Below are 17,537 nucleotides of genomic sequence, written 5' to 3'. Positions count from 1 at the left end.
GCTGTCTGATCAGCGCGCGGAATCGTTCATATGACCCCCTTTCGAGGCATAGCCCTCAAACTCGCTTCGGTGTTTTGCTTTGTCATCATGGCCGCGCTGATCAAAGCCGCGAGTGATGAGGTGCCGCCGGGCGAGGCGGTGTTTTTCAGGTCGTTTTTTGCGTTGCCAATCATCTTTATCTGGCTTGCACAGCGACATGAATTCTCCGCGGGACTTCGGGTGAAATCTCCGATGGGGCATGTCTGGCGCGGGATGATTGGCGCAAGCGCGATGTTTTTAAATTTCTATGCTTTGGCCTTGTTGCCTCTGCCCGAGGCAACGGCCATTGGCTACGCTTCACCGCTGCTTTTGGTGATTTTTGCCGCGATGTTTGCGGGGGAAAACGTCCGGTTGTTCCGGTTTTCCGCTGTGCTGGCCGGGCTTGTTGGGGTCATTGTCGTCCTTTTGCCGCGCATTACCGTTATGCAAGGTATGCCCGACCCGCTTGAACAATTGGGGGCAATGGTTGCTCTTGGTGGGGCCTGTCTTGCGGCAATTGTGCAGCTGCATGTGCGCAATATGGTGCGCAGTGAGTCGACGACGTCGATTGTCTTTTGGTTCTCAATGTCCTGTACCGTAGCAGGCCTGTTGACCATTCCCTTTTCCGAGTGGGTGATGCCCAGCCCGACCGTCTTTATATTTCTTATTCTTGGCGGCTTGATTGGTGGCGTTGCGCAAGTGTTTTTGACCTCCTGCTACCGCTACGCCGATGCATCTCTTTTGGCACCATTTGACTATGCGTCAATGCTTTTTGCTTTGATTATTGGCTATACGGTTTTTGGCGAGGTGCCGACTGTGCCGATGATGATCGGCGCGAGTATCGTGATCTCTGCCGGGATTGCGATTATTTTGCGGGAGCGCGCCCTTGGGCTGAGCGCCGATCGGCGGCGCAAAACGGATACATTTTAATCAAATATCTTTTGCCAAAATGCACTTTTTGTCATGGACGCACGCCGCTCTTGCTCCTTTGCCACTGAGCGCCTCTGGGCGACGATCATTCGTTCCGCTTGCGCGGCGGCAAGAACACCCTCGGCTGCGCGTTCGACGGGGAAGGGCCCAATTCGACTTTCGCCAACAATATAGGTGATCGTTGTTTGAGAACTTCCAGGGACAGAGCGAAATTTGACACTCGCTTCGGTTTCAAGCCGATCAAAGGTGGTTTCGATCGCTTGCTTATAGGACTGTTTGCTGGTGGTGCCTTTGGCCTCAGTCCCGATGTCGATCACTGCGATGATCAGGCCTTTGTTTTCAAGCTGACCCGCTTCTGACAGGCGTTCGACCGTGATGCCAAGAGGGCGCAGTGACGGGTTTTTCGTCACAAAATAGGCCCCAAGCGCAAGAATGGCCGGAGTCACGATGAACACCGTGATCAAAAGAATAACAATGGTGTCTTTTTTGAGCACAAGCGCCTCCCGCCAATCCGTTCAGAGACAGATTGGCAGAAAGGCCTTATTTCTTGGTTAAATTTAGCTGCGGACCAGCGTTTCGTAGCTTTCCGCGATGTCGCGGGTCAAAGCGCCCACTTCGAATGTGTAGCCCCCGATCTGACCGACAGGTGTGACCTCCGCTGCGGTCCCGGTCAGCCAGCATTGTTCAAACCCTTCGAGTTCTTCGGGCAGGATGCGACGCTCATGCACAGTGATGCCTTTTTGTTTGAGCATCTCGATCACGGTCTGGCGGGTGATACCATTGAGGATTGCGTCGGGGATTGGCGTGTGAACTTCGCCGTTTTTGACGAAAAAGATGTTCGCGCCAGTCGCCTCGGCCACATAGCCGCGATAATCCATAAACAGTGCGTCAGAACAGCCTTTGGCTTCGGCAGCGTGTTTGGACATGGTGCAGATCATGTAAAGGCCTGCGGCTTTTGCGGCGGTGGGGATGGTTTCGGGCGAGGGGCGTTTCCATTTTGCGATGTCGAGTTTTGCGCCCTTCATTTTCGCGTCACCGTAATACGCGCCCCATTCCCAAGCCGCGACCGCCATGCGCACGGGGTTCTTGTTCGACGCCACGCCCATGTCTTCGCCGGCACCGCGCCATGCGATCACACGGACATAGGCGTCGTCCCAACCATTGGCCTCAAGCACAGCATATTTCGCCGCCTCAATCGCTTCGACGGTGTAGGGGATCGGCATATCAAGCAGCGCGCCGGAGCGCAGAAGGCGTTCGGAATGTTCGACGGATTTGAAGATCTTGCCATTATAGCAGCGCTCACCCTCGAATACGGACGAGGCATAATGCATCGCATGGGTCAGGATATGGACCTTGGCGTCTCGCCAATCGACCAATCCGCCATCCATCCAGATTTTGCCGTCCCGGTCTTCGTAGCTTCCCGCCATGAGGTATCTCCCTTTTATCCGCCGCTTGAGTTCACGATAGTTGCGCAATAAGGTCGCTCAAAAGACTTATTATTGCGCGAAATCCCGGTTTCGCTATCAATTCAAACTTGGAATGTCAACAACACTGACTTAAAGTGGTCTCAAAATATGCAATTTGTGAACGGGGCATGACATGGCGGATGGCAAGGCAGGCGGGACAAAGGGCGGACAAGCGCTTTTGTTTCTCACAGATGAGCAGCTTCGAAAGGGGATCGAAGCCATGTTCTTTGCCTACCGTGGATTCACCGCCGACCCAGACCGCATTTTGGAGAAATACGGCTATGGCCGCGCTCATCACCGGGCAATCCATTTTATCAGCCGCGCGCCCGGAACCAATGTGAACAACTTGCTTGGCATTCTTGGCGTCACCAAACAATCTCTGAACCGTGTGCTGCGCGCTTTGATTGAGGACGGTTTGGTCGAAAGCCGGGTGGGGGTTCAGGACAAACGTGAACGCCACCTCTACCTGTCGGAGAGCGGTAAGGCTTTGGAAGCCGAACTGTCAGAAGCGCAACGCGCCCGGATGCGGGTGGCCTACCGCGAGGCGGGACACGAAGCTGTCGCTGGCTTTCGTCGAGTTCTTGAGGCAATGATGGACCCAGATCAGGCCGCATATTTTAATGCGATGGCAACGAAGGAGGACAAAGGGTGAGTGGTGAAATTCACCTTTTGATCGTCGATGACGACGAACGAATCCGGGGGCTTTTGCAAAAGTTTCTGATCCGTCATGGCTTTTGCGTGACCGCCGCGCGCGATGCCGCTCATGCGCGTCGATTGCTTGCGGGGCTTGAATTCGATTTGATCGTTTTGGACGTGATGATGCCCGGCGAAGATGGGATCAGCCTGACCCGCGATCTGCGCAGTAAAATCGCCACGCCGATCATGCTTTTGACCGCAAAGGGCGAAACCGAAGACCGCATTGCCGGGCTTGAAGCGGGGGCCGATGACTATCTGCCGAAACCGTTTGAGCCAAAGGAACTTTTGTTGCGGATCAATGCGGTTCTGCGTCGGATGCCTCAGATCGAAGAGATTGAAACGGCGCCGAAATATATTCATTTGGGCCGATTCCGCTACGATGTGGAGCGCGGGGAGCTTTGGGAGGGGGATCAGATCGTGCGTCTGACCGCGACCGAATCCCAGTTGATGCGGATTTTTGCCGCTGCCCCCGCCGAGCCCGTGACGCGCAATGATTTGGTCGAACGGCTTGGGCGCGATGGCGGTCAGGCGCAGGAGCGCGCCGTTGATGTTCAAATCACTCGCCTGAGACGCAAGATCGAGGATGATCCACGTCAACCGCGCTATTTGCAAACCGTGCGCGGATCGGGCTATATGCTGACCCCGGAATGAGACCAAAAGCCAAACGGGAACTGGTCAATTGGGGCGGTTTCCCTATATGCAGGTCACAAAGCAATCGGGAGCACATCAAATGAGCGAAACGCCAGTATCCGAGATGTCCTTTGAATCCGCTATGGCCGAACTTGATCAAGTTGTGGGCAAGCTGGAGCATGGTGATGTTGCGTTGGAAGACAGCATCAAACTCTATGAGCGTGGTGCTGCTTTGAAAGCGCATTGCGAGACCAAGCTGAAAGAAGCCGAAGAAAAGGTCGAAAAGATCACTGTTGGGCCTGATGGCACCGCTGCGGGCACCACGAAAGCCGAAGGCCTCTGATGCAAGACGATCTCGCACGCTGCAAAGCGGCTGTTGCGGCCTGTCTTGAGACGGCTTTGGCCCCGCTTGGGTCCATGCCGGTCGAGGAGGGGATGCGCTATGCCTTGAATGGTGGCAAGCGGTTGCGGGCGTTTTTGGTCATGGAGGGTGCGACCCTACATGGCGTGCCGCCTGAGCACTCCGTTTGGGCCGCCGCCGCGATTGAGGCGCTCCACGCCTATAGTCTTGTGCATGATGACCTGCCTTGTATGGACGACGACGACCTGCGCCGGGGCCAGCCGACGGTGCATAAACGGTGGGATGAGGCGACAGCTGTGCTTGTCGGAGATGCGCTTCAGAGCCTTGCGTTCGAGTTATTGACCCGCCCTGAAATGGTGGTTTCAAGCCAGATTAGGGTCGAATTGATCGCCTCTTTGGCCAAATCATCGGGGGTTCAAGGCATGGTTTTGGGCCAAGCCCAAGACATCGCTGCTGAGACCTCAAAGACACCGCTCGGTCTGGCGCAGATCACCGAGCTTCAGGCCATAAAACCGGCGCGTTGATTGAATGGTCCGCTTGCGCCGGGGCCATCCTTGGTGGGGCCGATCCTGCGTCGCTGCGTGCCTATGCTAAGGCGCTGGGACTTGCCTTTCAAATCCACGATGACATTTTAGATGTCGAGGGCGATGTTGCCAAAACCGGCAAAGCCGTGGGCAAAGATGCCGACGCCGGGAAGGCGACATTCGTGTCTCTGCTCGGTCTTGATGAGGCCAAAGCCCGTGCTGAACGCCTTGTGGAACAAGCCTGTGCGGCATTGAGCCCCTATGGAAGCCGCGCCGAACCCTTGCGAGACCTTGCCCGCTTCGTTATTTCGCGGGAAACCTGAGAAAGCGAGACGCTATGTCTGACCGTCCAGCCACACCCACCCTAGACCGTGTTCATGTTCCGGCCGATCTCAAGGCTCTCTCTGATCCGGAGCTAAAGCGTCTGGCGCATGAGTTGCGGCAGGAAACCATTTCCGCCGTCTCTGTGACGGGCGGTCATCTGGGCGCTGGGCTGGGTGTGGTCGAATTGACCGTGGCACTGCATGCGGTGTTTGATGCGCCAAAAGATCGTCTGATCTGGGACGTGTCGCACCAATGCTACCCGCATAAAATCCTCACCGGACGCCGTGACCGTATCCGCACCTTGCGGACCGAAGGTGGCCTGTCCGGCTTCACCAAGCGCTCGGAAAGCCCCTATGATCCCTTTGGTGCGGCGCATAGTTCGACCTCGATTTCCGCTGCTCTGGGCTTTGCCGTGGCGCGCGATCTGGGCGGTGCGCCCGAGAACGGGATCGGCGATGCTATTGCGGTGATTGGGGATGGCTCGATGTCCGCTGGTATGGCCTTTGAGGCAATGAACAACGCGGGTCATTTGGGCAAACGGTTGATTGTGATCCTCAACGACAATGAAATGTCGATTGCGCCGCCCACGGGCGCGCTGTCGTCCTACCTGACCCGTCTCTATGCGGGGGCGCCGTTCCAAGAACTCAAGGCCGCAGCCAAAGGCGCTGTCTCGCTTTTGCCGCATCCGTTCCAGGAAGGGGCCAAACGCGCCAAGGAAATGCTTAAGGGCATGACTGTCGGCGGCACCTTGTTTGAAGAACTGGGATTTTCCTATGTCGGGCCGATTGATGGTCACGATCTGGATCAGCTTCTGTCGGTGTTGCGCACCGTGAAAGCGCGTGCGACCGGGCCGATCCTGATTCATGCGATCACCCAGAAAGGCAAAGGCTACGCCCCTGCCGAAGGTCGCCCCGACAAAGGTCATGCCACCGGCAAATTCGACATGGTCACGGGAGAGCAGAAAAAGGCCAAATCCAACGCGCCGTCTTACACTTCTGTGTTTGCCAAAGCGCTGATCCAAGAGGCCGGGTTCGACGATAAAATCGTCGCCGTGACGGCGGCCATGCCGGATGGCACAGGGCTTAATCTCTTTGCCGAACGATTCCCGACTCGCTGTTTTGATGTGGGCATCGCCGAACAGCATGGCGTGACGTTTTGCGCCGGTCTGGCTGCGGGCGGAATGAAGCCGTTTTGCACGATGTATTCGACCTTCCTTCAGCGTGGCTATGATCAGGTCGTCCACGATGTAGCCATTCAGCGGCTGCCTGTGCGCTTTGCGATTGATCGCGCGGGACTTGTTGGCGCCGATGGGGCAACCCATGCGGGATCTTTTGACGTGGCGTTTCTCGCCAACCTGCCCGGCATGGTGGTGATGGCGGCCGCCGATGAGGCGGAGCTTGTCCATATGGTTGCCACTGCTGCCGCGCATGATGACGGTCCCATCGCCTTTCGCTATCCGCGTGGCGAAGGCGTGGGCGTGCAGATGCCTGAACGCGGTGTGCCGCTTGAGATTGGCAAAGGTCGTGTTGTGGTTGAGGGCACGCGCGTGGCGCTTTTGTCCTTTGGAACACGTCTCGAATCCAGCCTAAAAGCGGCTGAAAACCTTGCCGCCAAAGGCGCTTCCTGTACCGTGGCCGACGCGCGCTTTGCCAAACCTCTCGATCATGATTTGATCCGTGATCTGGTCGCAAACCATGAGGCCCTGATCACCATTGAAGAAGGCGCTGTCGGTGGATTTGGGTCACATGTGGCCGATTTTCTGGCAAATGAGGGTCTGTTTGATCGCGGCCTCAAATTCCGCTCGATGACCTTGCCGGACACATTCATTGATCAGGCAAGCCCTGAGGCGATGTATGCCATGGCAGGTCTCAACACGCCGGACATTGAGGCCAAAGTGCTGTCCGCTCTTGGTGTGACCGATCTGTCGAGCAAACGCGCCTAGGGGGTGGCTTTGCCAGATTTGCAAGGCGGCTATGAGCAAAGCATCGCGCCCTTCTTGTTGAACCGCGGGGCTGAATAGGGGAAGTGTGATGCGCACTCTGTTCAGGACTCACCACAATGGCAACCGCCTCCTTCGCCCCCTCTGCTACGCACCCGGGGATCGTCCTTTTTGCGCTCGCGATGGGTGGGTTTGCGATTGGAACAACCGAATTTGCTTCGATGAGCCTTTTGCCTTTCATGGCAGAGGGGTTGGACATAACGGAAGCCACGGCAAGCCGGTTGATTTCGGCCTATGCATTGGGCGTGGTCGTCGGCGCGCCTTTGATCGCTGTGGCCGCAGCGCGGATTGAGCGGCGGCTTTTGCTCATCGGTCTTATGGTGGCCTTTTGTCTGACGCATATTTTGTCTGCGCTTGCCGCCAATTATCCGATGATGTTGGCCGCGCGGTTTCTCAGCGGTGTACCGCATGGGGCCTATTTCGGTGTTGCGGCTCTTATGGCGGCGTCCTTGGCGGGGTCGAAAAATCGCGGCAAGGCGGTGGCACGGCTTATGTTAGGGCTGACCGTGGCGACGGTTGTCGGTGTGCCCGTCGCGAATGTGTTGGGGCAAACGGTGGGCTGGCGTTGGGCCTTTGCTTTGGTCGGGGTTTTAGCTGCGATTACGGCGCTGATGATCCTGATCTTTGCTCCGAAAACTGAGATTGGCACGGGCTCCAGTGCGTTGAGTGAGCTGGACGCACTTAAGAACCGCCAGGTACTTTTGACGCTGTTGAGCGGAGCCATTGGATTTGGTGGCTTTTTTGCCTTTTATACCTATCTGACCTCAACGCTTATCGACGTGACCCATGTCACCGAGGGCAGCATTCCACTCTATCTCGCTCTGATGGGTGCAGGGATGACAATTGGCGCGCTTTTGGCCGGGTGGGCGGCAGATCGAGCGCTCAATGTCTCGGTCTTTGCCACCTTGTTCATCAACATCGCGTTGCTGTTGATCTATCCGATGATCGCTGATCGGGCCTATGCGATGGCGGTTCTGGTGCTCGCCTTGGGCATCGCGAACGGGTATCCGATCCTGCTCCAGACCCGATTGATGGATGTGGCACGCGACGCGCAATCGCTTGCTGCGTCTTTGCATCACGCGGCTTTTAATGCTGCCAATGCTCTGGGGCCTTTCGCAGCCTCCCTCTTTATTGCCAAAGGCTATGGGTTTCCCTCGTCAGGCTATGTCGGTGCCGTGCTTACATTTGCAGGCGTCATCCTTTATGCGGTGACGGTGTTCGACCATCGCCGGAACTGGCAAAACAGTCACTGATCCTGCGCCAAAAGCGCCTTTAGACCCGTTTTGTAATCGGGATAGATCAGTTTCACGTCCAAATCTCGCTTCATCTTTTCATTGCTGACTTTTTTGCTCTCGGCATAAAAGCTACGGGCCATCGGCGTCATGTCGGCGGTTTCAAAATCTTCTTGTGGTGGCAAAGGCAGACCCAAAAGTTCGGCTGCATAGCCGATCACATCTTCTGGTGGCACGGGCAGATCATCGCAGACATTGTAAATTCCGCTAAGTTCGGGTCGATGAATCGCGGCCTCAAGCACTTGAGCGATGTCTTCCACATGGATGCGTGAAAAAATTTGGCCTTGTTTGATGATCCGACGCGCTGTGCCGGAGCGGACTTTGGCAAACGGACCACGTCCGGGGCCATAAATGCCAGCAAGGCGGAAAATCGACAGATTAAGACCCAAATCCCGCGCAAAAGACTGCCAAGCGGCCTCGGCTTCGACCCGAGCGATCCCGCGTTTTGTGGCGGGGGTGAGGGCCGTGTCCTCTGTCACCCAATTCCCCCCGTGATCACCGTAAACGCCGGTGGTCGACAGATACCCAACCCACGTCAAATGTGGTGCAGCTTCCACCAAGGCTTCTCGATAATGGTGCAACATCGGGTCACCGTCAGGGCCGGGCGCGGCGGATACCAAAAGATGTGTGGCTTGGGACAGTTGTGACGAAATCGGGTCTTGTCCGAGCACCAGTGGGGTCACGCCTGCGCTGTCAAATTCTTGTGCTCTGTCTGCGCTACGGGTTGTACCTGTGATTGCCCAGCCTTGGGACAAAAGACGGCGCGCAAGAGCCTGGGCGCTATAGCCATGGCCGAAGGAAAACAGGTGCGGTTGGGTCATTGTTGGCCTCTCGTGTCTGATCTCAGGTCACATCTCTGGGCCTTGCGCCCGTCGCCCACTTGGTCTCAATTGGACAGCAAGGCTGATTTCTCAGCATTCGACAAAACGGACCCCAAGAGTAATGAGGGACCGTCTTACCGTAAGAGGATATAAGAGTGAATACGACAAGCAAAAGCCTCGCCCTTGAGACACCGCCCTTAATCGCGCCGCGCAATTTTACCGATCCGGCGGCAGCGGTCGCTTTCCTCGAAGAACTCTATTTCGAGGCCACATCGTTTTTAGCGGAAAAGTTCTCCCAAGTGGCCAGCGGGCAGGCACCCACCGCGCGCTACCGGGCCTGTTATCCCGAAATCCGCGTTGTGACGACCTCCTATGCCGCAATGGACAGCCGCTTGTCGTTTGGGCATGTCGCCAAGCCGGGGATGTATTCCACAACGATCACGCGCCCGGATTTGTTTCGCAATTACCTCACCCAACAAATCAAACAGATCGTGCGCAATCATGGTGTAAGCGTCGAAATTGGCATCTCTGACACGCCGATGCCGGTGCATTTTGCTGTCGCCAACGACGAATCCGTGACCGTCCCGCAAGAGGGAGTCATGTCCTACCCGCTGCGCGATGTATTTGATGTGCCGGATTTGACCACCACCCATGACGATATCGTCAACGGGTTTGGCTTTCTGCATGAGGACGGCTCGGCCGCGCTTGCGCCCTTTACGGCGCAGCGGATTGATTACTCACTGGCCCGTCTGTCCCATTATACTGCGACGGATGCGAGCCATTTTCAGAACCATGTGTTGTTCACCAACTATCAATTCTATGTCTCGGAATTTGAGGCCTATGCCCGTCAGGTCCTGGCCGATCCGAACAGCGGTTACACAAGTTTCGTCTCAACCGGGAATGTCGAGATTTTTGATGCCGAGACGGAGATTCCGCCCACGACCAAAACGCCGCAAATGCCGACCTATCATTTGAAGCGTGCGGATGGGTCGGGGATCACTTTGGTCAATATCGGCGTGGGTCCGTCGAATGCCAAAACCGCAACCGATCATATCGCGGTGCTGCGGCCTCATGCCTGGATCATGGTCGGACATTGCGCCGGTCTTCGCAATTCTCAGCGGCTGGGTGATTTCGTTTTGGCGCACGCCTATCTGCGTGAAGATCATGTGCTGGATGCGGACCTGCCGGTCTGGGTGCCGATCCCAGCCTTGGCGGAAATTCAGACCTCTTTGGAAACCGCTGTCGAACAGGTGACCAAATTGGAGGGCTACGAGTTAAAGCGGATCATGCGCACCGGCACGGTGGCGACGATTGACAACCGCAACTGGGAATTGCGCGATCAATCCGGACCGGTTCAGCGTCTCAGTCAGTCGCGGGCCATCGCCCTTGATATGGAATCTGCCACCATTGCCGCCAACGGATTCCGGTTCCGGGTGCCCTATGGCACGTTGCTTTGCGTGTCTGATAAGCCGCTTCATGGTGAGCTAAAGTTACCCGGTATGGCCTCTGATTTCTACAAATCACAGGTTGCGAGGCATCTTTTGATCGGCATTCGTTCGATGGAAATCCTCCGTGAAATGCCGATCGAGCGCATTCACAGCCGCAAATTGCGGTCATTTGAGGAGACCGCTTTCCTTTAAGGGAGGTTTTTTCACCCAAAATGCGCGAAAACATACCGCTCTGTTACACTAGGCGTTGTGCGGCCCCTCAATATTCGCTTAGAAATGCGCAATAACCCTCTACTGCATGGGGGACTACGAGGAGATACAGACATGTCGAAACCGATGACCAAGACCCAACTCGTTGCTGCTCTCGCCGAAGAGATGGGCTCCGACAAAAAATCTGCAGGGGCTGCTCTTGATGCAATCACTGCGCTCATCACCAAAGAAGTTTCCGGCGGTGGCGCTGTGACCCTTCCGGGTGTTGGCAAAATTTATTGCCGTGAACGTCCTGCACGCATGGTCCGCAACCCGCAAACGGGTGACCAGATGCCGAAAGACGCCGACAAGGTTGTGAAAATGACCATCGCCAAAGCGTTGAAAGACAGCGTAAACGGCTAATCGGTCGATTGAGTTATTTCTGGGAGGGGTCGCGCACAGTCGCGGCCCTTCTTCGTTTGGGGGCATGATATGGATATCAGAGCGATCGTAATGGGGTTGGCCTTCGTGCTGATGTGGTCCTCGGCCTTCACATCGGCTCGGATTATCGTTGCAGATGCGCCAGCGCTTGCGGCCTTGTCTGTGCGGTTTGCCCTTTCTGGTTTGGCGGGGGTGGCGCTGGCCAAACTGCTTGGTCAATCGTGGAATTTTACCCGTACACAATGGAAAAGCATCGTCCTCTTTGGTCTGTGCCAAAACGTTGCCTATCTGGGCCTGTATTTTTTGGCGATGCGGACGGTTGAGGCCTCCCTTGCGGCGGTTCTTGCCTCATCCATGCCGCTTGTCGTGGCTTTGCTTTCAACCCTAATCCTGCGCGAAACTCCTAAACCTATGGCGATCTTTGGCCTCGTGTTGGGGTTCATGGGGGTGTTGATCATCATGAGCACGCGCTTGTCGAGTGGCAGTGATCTTGTGGGGATTGCCATGTGTAGTGTCGGCACTGTCGCGCTTGCGATTGCGACGCTGGCTGTGCGGTCGACGAATGCCGGAGGCAATGTTTTGATGGTGGTTGGTGTGCAAAGTCTGATCGGATCGATTGTGCTTGCTGTGCTATCCCCGGCGATTGACACATATGAGCTCACCATGTCCGCCAAATTGGTCTGGGCGATGCTCTATACAACCTTCGTTCCGGGGCTCATGGCCACTTGGATTTGGTTCAAACTGGTTGAGCGCATTGGAACCGTCAAATCCGCAGCCTTCCACTTTCTCAACCCGTTTTTTGGCGTCGCGATCGCGGCGCTGTTGCTGGGCGAACATGTCAGCCAATGGGACATTTACGGCGTTTTGACCATCATGGCGGGCATTTTAGCGGTTCAGATGTCTAAGGCATGATTGGGGTCTTATTTGGCCCCAAATCTACCTCGCAACCCTTCGCCAACTTGACCACGATGCAGCAGCAGGTGATCCAAGATGACGCAAGCCATCATTGCCTCGCCCACAGGCACAGCGCGGATACCGACACAGGGGTCATGACGCCCCTTTGTGATCAGGTCGGTGTTTTCGCCCGCCTGATTGATCGTTTTGCGCGACGTGAGGATCGAAGAGGTGGGTTTCACCGCAAACCGCACAACAAGGTCTTGCCCGGTCGAAATCCCACCGAGAATGCCACCCGCATGATTAGACCCAAACTCAGGCCCATTTGGCCCCATCCGCATCTCATCGGCGTTTTCTTCACCAGACAGACAGGCGGCATTCATACCTTCGCCAATTTCGACACCTTTCACCGCGTTGATCGACATCATCGCCGCGGCCAAATCCGTGTCTAACTTGGCATAAATCGGCGCTCCAAGCCCGGCTGGCGCGCCTTTCGCGACCACCTCGATAATGGCTCCAATAGAGGACCCGCTTTTTCGAATGCCAGTCAGATAGGCGGCCCAGTTTTCGGCGGTTTTGGCGGAGGGCACCCAAAACGGGTTGTTGTCGATCTCAGAGAAATCGCGTTCGCCTTCGATCCCATGCGGGCCGATCTGGGTCATGTAGCCCTTGATCTCAAGGCCCGGCACCAATTCGGCCAAAACCGCGCGTGCAATACCGCCAGCGGCCACACGCGCCGCGGTTTCGCGCGCACTGGAGCGGCCGCCCCCGCGATAATCGCGGATGCCATATTTTTGGAAATAGGTGATATCGGCATGGCCCGGACGAAAGGCTTGCGCGATCTCACCATAATCCTTTGAGCGCTGATCGGTGTTGCGGATCATCAATTGGATCGGCGTACCCGTGGTCTTACCCTCAAACACTCCAGACAGGATTTCCACTTGGTCCGGTTCGCGCCGCTGAGTGGTGTATTTCGATGTTCCCGGCTTGCGTTTATCAAGCCAGACCTGAAGCATCGCCTCATTGATTTCGATACCCGGAGGGCAACCATCCACCGTCGCGCCAAGCGCCGGACCGTGGCTTTCACCCCATGTCGTGAAACGAAAAAGATGTCCGAATGTGTTCATGCTCATCGGGTGCTCCTCAGGTTTCCCCTGCTTTACCCGATGTCACTTGTTTGAGCAATCAAGGGAAATCATTCTATGGCGCTCATAAAGCACATCCTGAACCAACCGGTCTCTCCCGCACTGTAGGAGGGGCTTGAACTTCCTTCAAAGGGGCAATAGCGTCACGGACACCTCGGGGTGCCCGTGTGCAACACGGCTGAGATGCGAAAGCGGACCCGTTGAACCTGAACCGGCTAACACCGGCGGAGGGAAGGTATTAGCGATCACCATTCGCCACCTTTTTCTTCGCCCATTTTTGAATGGAGCGAGCCATGAAATATGGATTTACACTTGCGGCACTGGTTGCGGCCTCGGCGGCTCACGCAGACCCTCTGACCATCTATGCCCCCGATTATTTTGCCTCTGAGTGGGGTCCGGGCCCGGCGATCAAGGCGGCGTTTGAGGCCGAATGTGACTGTGAGATTGAATATGTCACAGGTGATGTGTTGCCGCGTATTCTGTTGGAAGGCGAACGGACCAAGGCGGATGTGGTTATCGGGTTCAATTCAGATGTGACCAAGAAGGCACGTGAAACCGGGCTTTTTGTGCCGCATGGGCTGGACCTGTCGCCGTTGACCCTGCCGCTTGAGTGGACGGACGACACGTTCTTGCCGTTCAACTGGAGCTATACGGCCTTTGTCTATGACAACACCAAGATTAAAAATCCGCCCGCGTCCTTCCATGACTTGGTGAATTCGACTGAAGATTGGTCCATCGCAATCCAAGATCCGCGCACGTCGATCTCGGGGCTGGCTTTGGTGCTGTGGGGCAAAGAGGTGTTTGGGGACGACGCCGAAGCGGAATGGGCAAAATTGGCGCCGAAAGTCACGACAGTGACTAAGGGCTGGTCCGAAGCCTACGGCCTGTTTACCGATGGCGAGGTGGACATGGTTCTCTCCTACACGACCTCACCCGCATATCACATCATTGCTGAAGAAGATGAAACGAAATCCGCCGCGCTGTTTGACGAAGGCCACTATTTCATGGTCGAACTCGCCGCAAAACTGAAAGGCACCGATCAGCCGGAGCTTGCGGATGCGTTCATGGCCTTCATCCTCTCACCGACGTTTCAAAACATCATTCCGACGGCCAATTGGTCCTACCCCGCCGCTTTGCCGCGTGATCAATGGCCCGAGGCATTCTCTGAATTGAACTACCCGGAAAAGGCCATTTTCCTTGATGAAAATGAAGCGGATGCGTTGCGGGACAAGGCGATTGCCGAATGGCGCACCGCGTTTTCGCAATAAGACTTTGGCCGGGGCTCATAGCGGCGGCTTTGGTCGCCGCCTTGAGCCTTGGCACTCTGGGCGTTGTTGCGCTTCGGGCTGAAAGCTTTTCAACACTGTCGCAATTTGACTGGATGGCGGTCCGTTTCACCGTTGTTCAGGCACTGATCTCTGCGGGCCTGTCGGTGGTCTTGGCGGTTCCGGTCGCACGCGGCTTAGCGCGGCGTGATTTCCCTGGGCGTCGCCTTTTGATCACCCTCTTGGGCGCACCATTTATCTTGCCGACGATTGTCGCCATTCTCGGATTAACGGCGGTGTTTGGCAAAACGGGATTTATCTCGATTGTGCTCAGTTGGGCTGGATTAGAGCCTGTTTCGATCTACGGATTCCATGGTGTGATCCTTGCGCATGTGTTCTTTAATTTGCCACTTGCAACACGGTTGTTGCTTCAGGGTTGGGGCGCTATCCCGTCCGAGAGGTTCCGCCTTGCGGCCTCGCTTAATTTCGCTCCGCGCGACATGTTTCGCCACATCGAAGGACCGATGCTCAAAGAGATTGTGCCCGGCGCGTTTGCCGTCATTTTTCTGATTTGCACCACCTCCTTCGCCGTCGCCCTGACCTTTGGTGGGGGACCCAAAGCCACCACCGTTGAACTCGCGATCTACGAAGCGTTTCGCTATGATTTCAACCTCGGTAAAGCCTCACTTTTGGCGCTGATCCAAGTGGTGATCTGTGCGGTTGCTGCCTTTGTATCGCTGAAATTTCGGGTTCCCCAGGTGGGAGGGGCTGGTTTGGATCGCCCTGTGCAGCGGTTCGATGTTCATAAGTTGAGCGCACGGGGGGTGGATTTGTTTTGGATCATGATGGTCAGTCTCTTCTTGCTCCTACCGCTTCTGGCCATCGTCCTGCGTGGCGCATATGGGGTGTTTGATCTGCCCATCTCCGTTTGGTCTGCGGCCCTGCGTTCCCTTGTGACGGCCCTTGGATCGGCCGCATTGGCGATCATCTTGTCCCTGTCTCTTAGTCTCTCGGCGCTACGGTGGCGATGGTTGGAAGGTGTTGGTATGACGGCCATCGCAGCCTCGCCACTGGTCATGGGCACAGGGCTTTACATTGTGCTTTTTGCTGTGGCCGATCCGGCGGATTGGGCTTTGTTCATCACTGCTTTGGTCAATGCGGTGATGTCCTTGCCGTTTATCTTGCGCGCGATTGGGCCCGCTTTGGCGACAACGGAGCGGACCTATGGGCGCTTGTCTGACAGTCTTGGGCTGACGGGATGGACCCGCGTGCGGCTTGTGCTGTGGCCCAGGTTGCGCGGGCCTGTGGGCTTTTCGGCCGGGTTGGCTGCGGCGCTGTCGATGGGGGATCTTGGGGTGATCGCCCTTTTTGCGCGCCCCGACTCCGCAACACTCCCGCTGCAAATCTACCGCTTGATGGGGTCTTACCGGATGGATCAGGCGATGGGGGCGGCTTTACTGCTTCTTGGGCTGAGTTTGGCTCTGTTTTACATCTTCGATCTCTGGGGGAGACGCCGTGCTTGAGTTCCGAAATTTGCACTTAACGCAGGGCGATTTTACCCTCACCGCCGATTTCCAAGTGCCAAAAGGCGCGCGGGTGGCGGTGATTGGACCCTCGGGGGCGGGAAAATCGACGCTTCTGTCGCTCATCGGGGGATTTGAGACCCCTGATGACGGCGACATTCTTTGGCGGGGCAGGCCCTTTGGCCTATCCGCGCCTTTTGAACGCCCGATTTCACATCTGTTTCAGGACAACACGCTTTTTGCTCATATGACCGCGGCGCAGAATGTCGGGCTTGGGCTTAGGCCAAGTTTGCGCCTGTCCAAATCTGAGCAGAGCGCAGTATCCGAGGCGCTGCGGGCCGTGGGACTTGAGGGTTTAGAAACCCGGCGTCCGGGTGCACTTTCGGGCGGACAACAAAGCCGTGTGGCTTTGGCGCGCGTCCTTGTGCAGCAAAAGCCGTTGATCCTGTTGGATGAGCCGTTTTCGGCGCTTGGTCCGGCGATGCGACATGAGATGATTGATCTGGCAAAAGACGTGTCGGAGCGCTTAGGGGCGACGATGTTGATGGTCACCCATGATGTGTCGGATGTGGACCGTTTCGCCGATCTGGTGATTTGGGTGGAGGGCGGGACCTGTCAACCGCCACGGCCATGGGCAGAGATGAAAGCGGACCCGCCACAGGGACTTTTGGATTACATCGGCCCATGAAAAAAGCGCCCCAAATTGGGGCGCTTTCTCATCACTTCTAACTCTTCGGTCGCTTAAAGCGACGTCTTTTTGCCTTTATGCGGCGCCCAGAGTTTTTTGTTGGTCAGGTAGAGCAAAGAGGTCAGCAGCACCAAGAAGGTCACGGCCATAAAGCCAGCCCGCTTGCGTGCCATCATCTTCGGCTCAGCAGCCCACATCAAAAAGGCAGCCACGTCTTCGGCTTCATGGTGCAGCTCATTGGAGTGACCATCAGCATATTCGACATCTTCCCCGTAAAGGGGCGGAGCCATGGCGATCCAACCGGTCGAGAACGCGGTGTTCTCGTAATAGGTGGTGCCAGCTTCGACCTTTTCCTCACCGGTGTAGCCGGTCAGGATGGAGACGATGTGCTCCGGGCCACCAATGCCTTTGAGGAACTGGTTGATGCCAGTGCCGTAAGGGCCGTGGAACCCCGCACGCGCCTTTGCCATCAAGGACAGGTCAGGTGCGTTTTGCGAATTGTTGGCAGGGAAGTGGTCGTTCGCGGTCAACGGGCGCGCAGCACCTTCGTTATAGTCGAAAAGCTGCATGTTGGAGGCTTCGTCATTCACCGACAACTGGGCCGCATAAGCGCGGACCTGATCTTCGGGGAGTGCCGGGCCACCTTCGTCGGCCAGCGTGCGGATCGGCACGAATTTCATGCCGTGACACGCCGAACAGACCTCGGTGTAAACTTGCAGACCGCGCTGAAGCTGCATCTGGTCAAATTTACCGAACGGTCCTTCGAAGGAGAAATCCACATCATGGACATGTCCGCCTTCGCCTGCGGCGATCGCCCCACCGGTGGACAAAGCCAGCGCGGTGAGGGCGGAGAGGGTAAGTTTCTTCATCATCGTCCCTGTTT

17 protein-coding genes, 1 pseudogene and 1 riboswitch are annotated in these 17,537 nt (G+C 56.4%); of the genes and pseudogenes, 13 read left to right on the top strand and 5 right to left on the bottom strand.

All coding sequences use genetic code 11. The features are described from left to right. The first annotated feature begins 30 nt into the window (after positions 1–30). On the top strand, positions 31–948 hold the full coding sequence (locus tag C8029_RS08890) for a DMT family transporter (RefSeq protein ID WP_152002768.1): 918 nt from the start codon (positions 31–33) through the stop codon (positions 946–948). Here C8029_RS08890 and C8029_RS08885 read toward each other — a convergent pair. Then, complete coding sequence (locus tag C8029_RS08885) at positions 945–1,442, bottom strand: hypothetical protein (RefSeq protein WP_152002767.1); 498 nt, start codon at positions 1,440–1,442, stop codon at positions 945–947. The genes C8029_RS08890 and C8029_RS08885 overlap by 4 nt on opposite strands. A 63-nt stretch (positions 1,443–1,505) precedes the next feature. Next, entirely contained in the window at positions 1,506–2,375 is an 870-nt protein-coding gene (locus C8029_RS08880; RefSeq protein WP_152002766.1) for a branched-chain amino acid aminotransferase, read from the bottom strand. 172 nt (positions 2,376–2,547) lie between these two features. Between C8029_RS08880 and C8029_RS08875 the strand changes: the two genes are divergently transcribed. The 6 genes and pseudogenes from C8029_RS08875 to C8029_RS08850 all read left to right on the top strand — a co-directional run bounded on the left by C8029_RS08875 (position 2,548) and on the right by C8029_RS08850 (position 8,201). Beyond that, the gene (locus tag C8029_RS08875; RefSeq protein WP_074643995.1) at positions 2,548–3,066 is read left to right on the top strand and encodes a MarR family winged helix-turn-helix transcriptional regulator; all 519 of its coding nucleotides are present in this window, start codon (positions 2,548–2,550) and stop codon (positions 3,064–3,066) included. After that, positions 3,063–3,761, top strand: coding sequence for a response regulator (locus tag C8029_RS08870; RefSeq protein WP_009570301.1), 699 nt, complete (start codon positions 3,063–3,065; stop codon positions 3,759–3,761). Before C8029_RS08875 ends, C8029_RS08870 begins: the two co-directional genes overlap by 4 nt. Positions 3,762–3,840: 79 nt before the next feature. After that, the gene (locus C8029_RS08865; RefSeq protein ID WP_152002765.1) at positions 3,841–4,083 is read left to right on the top strand and encodes an exodeoxyribonuclease VII small subunit; all 243 of its coding nucleotides are present in this window, start codon (positions 3,841–3,843) and stop codon (positions 4,081–4,083) included. Next, positions 4,083–4,948 (top strand): annotated as a pseudogene (locus C8029_RS08860) (polyprenyl synthetase family protein). Before C8029_RS08865 ends, C8029_RS08860 begins: the two are co-directional and overlap by 1 nt. Positions 4,949–4,962: 14 nt before the next feature. After that, positions 4,963–6,891: a 1-deoxy-D-xylulose-5-phosphate synthase gene (dxs, locus tag C8029_RS08855; protein WP_152002764.1), complete on the top strand. Its 1,929-nt coding sequence runs from the start codon at positions 4,963–4,965 to the stop codon at positions 6,889–6,891. Positions 6,892–7,007: 116 nt separating this feature from the next. After that, a complete protein-coding gene (locus C8029_RS08850; protein ID WP_152002763.1) occupies positions 7,008–8,201 on the top strand; it encodes an MFS transporter in 1,194 nt (397 codons plus the stop codon). Here C8029_RS08850 and C8029_RS08845 read toward each other — a convergent pair. Further along, positions 8,195–9,061 (bottom strand): SDR family oxidoreductase, encoded by an 867-nt coding sequence (locus C8029_RS08845; protein WP_152002762.1) that lies wholly within the window; start codon positions 9,059–9,061, stop codon positions 8,195–8,197. The two genes, C8029_RS08850 and C8029_RS08845, sit on opposite strands and share 7 nt — an antisense overlap. A gap of 155 nt (positions 9,062–9,216) precedes the next feature. Between C8029_RS08845 and C8029_RS08840 the strand changes: the two genes are divergently transcribed. The 3 genes from C8029_RS08840 to C8029_RS08830 all read left to right on the top strand — a co-directional run bounded on the left by C8029_RS08840 (position 9,217) and on the right by C8029_RS08830 (position 12,051). Continuing rightward, complete coding sequence (locus C8029_RS08840) at positions 9,217–10,701, top strand: AMP nucleosidase (protein WP_193217626.1); 1,485 nt, start codon at positions 9,217–9,219, stop codon at positions 10,699–10,701. A gap of 132 nt (positions 10,702–10,833) precedes the next feature. Further along, the gene (locus C8029_RS08835; protein ID WP_009570294.1) at positions 10,834–11,121 is read left to right on the top strand and encodes an HU family DNA-binding protein; all 288 of its coding nucleotides are present in this window, start codon (positions 10,834–10,836) and stop codon (positions 11,119–11,121) included. A gap of 69 nt (positions 11,122–11,190) precedes the next feature. Next, positions 11,191–12,051 carry a DMT family transporter gene (locus tag C8029_RS08830; RefSeq protein ID WP_193217625.1) on the top strand — a complete coding sequence of 287 codons (861 nt, stop codon included), beginning with the start codon at positions 11,191–11,193 and terminating at the stop codon, positions 12,049–12,051. A gap of 8 nt (positions 12,052–12,059) precedes the next feature. Here the strand turns inward: C8029_RS08830 and aroC are convergent, their stop codons facing one another. After that, the gene (gene aroC, locus C8029_RS08825) at positions 12,060–13,166 is read right to left on the bottom strand and encodes a chorismate synthase (RefSeq protein ID WP_152002761.1); all 1,107 of its coding nucleotides are present in this window, start codon (positions 13,164–13,166) and stop codon (positions 12,060–12,062) included. 157 nt (positions 13,167–13,323) lie between these two features. Then, positions 13,324–13,428, top strand: a riboswitch (TPP riboswitch). Positions 13,429–13,471: 43 nt separating this feature from the next. On the opposite strand from aroC, the gene thiB reads away from it, so the two are divergent. Genes thiB through C8029_RS08810 form a run of 3 tightly spaced genes read left to right on the top strand, consistent with a single transcriptional unit; the run spans position 13,472 to position 16,654 of the window. After that, positions 13,472–14,446, top strand: a complete 975-nt coding sequence (gene thiB, locus C8029_RS08820) for a thiamine ABC transporter substrate binding subunit (RefSeq protein ID WP_152002760.1) — start codon at positions 13,472–13,474, stop codon at positions 14,444–14,446. Beyond that, a complete protein-coding gene (locus tag C8029_RS08815; protein WP_152002759.1) occupies positions 14,422–15,966 on the top strand; it encodes a thiamine/thiamine pyrophosphate ABC transporter permease ThiP in 1,545 nt (514 codons plus the stop codon). The genes thiB and C8029_RS08815 overlap by 25 nt, the downstream gene beginning before the upstream one ends. Next, positions 15,959–16,654: a thiamine ABC transporter ATP-binding protein gene (locus C8029_RS08810; protein WP_152002758.1), complete on the top strand. Its 696-nt coding sequence runs from the start codon at positions 15,959–15,961 to the stop codon at positions 16,652–16,654. The genes C8029_RS08815 and C8029_RS08810 overlap by 8 nt, the downstream gene beginning before the upstream one ends. 53 nt (positions 16,655–16,707) lie before the next feature. On the opposite strand, the gene C8029_RS08805 is transcribed toward C8029_RS08810, so the two are convergent. Then, positions 16,708–17,526 (bottom strand): cytochrome c1, encoded by an 819-nt coding sequence (locus C8029_RS08805; protein WP_009570288.1) that lies wholly within the window; start codon positions 17,524–17,526, stop codon positions 16,708–16,710. Positions 17,527–17,537 lie beyond the last annotated feature (11 nt).

Source organism: Roseobacter sp. TSBP12 (assembly GCF_009129705.1).
Taxonomy (GTDB): Bacteria; Pseudomonadota; Alphaproteobacteria; order Rhodobacterales; family Rhodobacteraceae; genus Celeribacter; species Celeribacter baekdonensis_A.
Note: the sequence above shows the minus strand (reverse complement) of the source record. Positions and strands in the feature narration are given on the sequence as shown.